The following is a 2635-nucleotide window of genomic DNA, read 5'->3' as shown; positions in this document are numbered from 1 at the left end:
TCTTTAAAGGCTGTATTGTCATTAAGAGGTGTGGCGTTGCCACGTATTCTTGCTTATACTTGGGTGTGCGCACTTGTATGCACCGTTCGGCAGGCAGCACTTCGAGCCATTTATTCAACAACTCGCGGTAGGCCGTGGCGTTATTTAGCTTGTTTGTAGAGTAATACCACTCGCCCCAAGCACCGATAAAGCCTGCCTGAACACAAGCAATTACGCCCACTTGCTTGTGCAATGTAGGTTTTATTTGATCGAGATGACGCTTGATGATGTGCATGGGGGCATCAGCTCCATTTTGTTTGTCGGTGTAGGCGAAACGCAAAATGGCCTTCATTCCTGCTTCACGCACTTGGTCTAAGTCCACTTCCAACTTCGTTGCAAAGCCTCCGGGGAGGTCTTTGTCGCGGTAATCGTCCAGGTAATACATCAATTGTACCAACGTCTTACCCTCACTCCTTAGTTTCCTCAGGTAGCTTAGGGCCACATAGTCCTTGGCGTTGGATTCGTATTGGGTGAACAATCCGCGTTCGGGATTGGCTATTTCGTCGTTGCTCAGTTGATATGTTACAGTTTTCAAACCCGTTTCGGGATTCTTCTTTGTGCCACTGTCGGGATTTTCCTCGTTTGTGTTGCTCCCGCATGCTAGGGCCAAAAAAGCTGCGGCCGCCAACAAAATGCAATGTCTTTTCTTCATGTCGTATTGATGTTTTGGGCTTGGCCGAAACGAGAAAAGTCTCGGCCAAGCATGTTTTTATTGATAACCAGGGTTTTGTTTCACTGCACCCTTGCCGTCGATAATGGCTGCGAGGGGTAGCGGATACACCTCTTTATACTCCTCGGCGTAAGCCGAACCATTTATTTTCTTTACCCAAGGGATGAGTTTATGATGACGGATGAGGTCGGCTCTGAACTGTCCGTTCTCGCACCAGAACTCGTGCCAGCGTTCCGTTAGCACGGCATCTAGCACCTTTTCGGGCGTGTTGAGGGCGTTGGCCGAAAGGTTTTCGATGCCTGCACGATGCCTAACAACATTGATAAGGTTTACCGCCTCCTTCAAGTCGTTGGCTGTTGCGCCCTGCTTTTGCGACAAGGCCTCGGCAAGTGACAGGTACACGTCGGCATAACGGTAGAGAATGAGGTCGATGTCCGACTTTCCTTCGGAGGCTTTAACCCTTGTGTCGTAGCCCATTTTCAGTGCGATGGGACCCACGGCAAGGTCTGAGCCGTGCGTGTCGCGGTCTATCGTTGCTCCGGTAGAACTGGTGTACGACGTAAGCAGCTTTGTCTGGCGCACGTCTTTGGGCTCGAACGAGTCGTAAAATGCCCATGTGCTGGTTACTGTTCCCCATCCGCCGCTCATTCCGCCTTGCGCAAAGTCGGTGGGAAGCACCATCATGTGCCACTGGTTGATGCTGGGTCCATTGTACGAGCAAGGCAATGCGTAGATGATTTCTTTGTTGGCCGAGCCTTGTCCGCCCAGTTCGAACATCTTTACGTAGTCTCTTTGCAGCTGGTAGCCATACTTCGGGTTCATCAATTCGCGTGCCAACGTCTCCACCTTATTATAATAGTCTTTGCTTATCGGCGTTTCGTGCAGGTACAGGCGTATCAGCAACATCTTGGCGAATCCCCTGCTAAACCGCCCATATTCCGCTTTGCCGGGCATGGGCAGGTGTTCGGCGGCGAACAAGAGGTCGTCTTCTATGAACTTCACTTGCTCTTCGCGCGTGAGCCTGGGCAGCGGTTGTTCTTTCAAAGGGTGCTTTAACACGTCTAACGGAGCGATAACCAGCGGCCCGTACATGTCGTAGAGCGTGTAGGTAAGGAACGCACGTGCACAACGAACCTCGGCTTCGTAGGCCCTTTTCTTGCTTTCGTCGATGGGCGCATGGGCTATATCGTCTAGCGTAAGCGTGCAAGTGCTTATTTTATTGATGTATCCGCCGCTGTAATCGGTGGAGTTGCGTGTGAAGTAAAACCACGTTATCTCTTCGCTCGTGGGGAAGAAGTTCAGTTCGGCGGCCATTTTCTGCGCCCCGAACTTACCCGACAGGGTGCCTGTTGTGCAGTCGTTGACGAACATCACGCCCCTTTCTGAGGGCGAGTAGATGCCGTCCCACCAGTCGCCGCGCAGTGGGCGGTAGCAGTTCATCACCAATGCCTGCACGTCGCTCTCGTTTTTGGGGAAATTGTTCGGGTTAATCTCCGAATAGTCTATGGGCGTAAGGTCTGAGCAAGCAGCCGTAAGGGCTAGCAAAGCCGTGCCCAACAGTGTGGATAAGCCTTTTATTCTTTTTCATCGTTGCAGAGGTATTGCGGTTAGAATGTTACGTTTATGCCCATGCTGTAGGTACGGGCGTTGGGATAAGCTGCCGCATAATAGTCGGTTTCGGGGTCCAATCCTTTATACGGAGTGATGCAGAACAGGTTGTTGGCGCTTAGCGACAGGCGCACGCGCGACAACACCTTGGTGCGCGAAATCCAGGCTTGGGGCAGTGTCCAGCCCAGGCTGATGTTGGTTAGGCGCACAAACCAGGCCTTCTGATAGTACCAGTCGCCCGAAGTGTAGTTGTTGTTCCAGCCGTTAAACGATGCCGGTTGCGTGGTCGAGGGGTTGTTCCAGGTCCAGCGGTCCTTT

At 52.1% G+C, this 2635-nt stretch carries 3 protein-coding genes; all 3 read right to left on the bottom strand.

The genetic code is table 11. The annotated features are described in order from the left end of the window. Positions 1 to 691 (bottom strand): DUF4874 domain-containing protein (locus BN93_RS06290; RefSeq protein WP_019187485.1); only part of this gene is annotated, 691 nt, incomplete at its 3' end. A 57-nt stretch (positions 692 to 748) separates the two neighbouring features. Beyond that, positions 749 to 2266 carry a RagB/SusD family nutrient uptake outer membrane protein gene (locus tag BN93_RS06285; RefSeq protein WP_019187484.1) on the bottom strand — a complete coding sequence of 506 codons (1518 nt, stop codon included), beginning with the start codon at positions 2264 to 2266 and terminating at the stop codon, positions 749 to 751. A 50-nt stretch (positions 2267 to 2316) separates the two neighbouring features. Next, the coding region (locus tag BN93_RS06280; RefSeq protein ID WP_044260022.1) for a hypothetical protein at positions 2317 to 2635 on the bottom strand (319 nt) is incomplete at its 5' end.

Origin of the sequence: Prevotella conceptionensis 9403948 (assembly GCF_000312305.1) — a bacterium.
GTDB lineage: Bacteria > Bacteroidota > Bacteroidia > Bacteroidales > Bacteroidaceae > Prevotella > Prevotella conceptionensis.
Note: the sequence above shows the minus strand (reverse complement) of the source record. Positions and strands in the feature narration are given on the sequence as shown.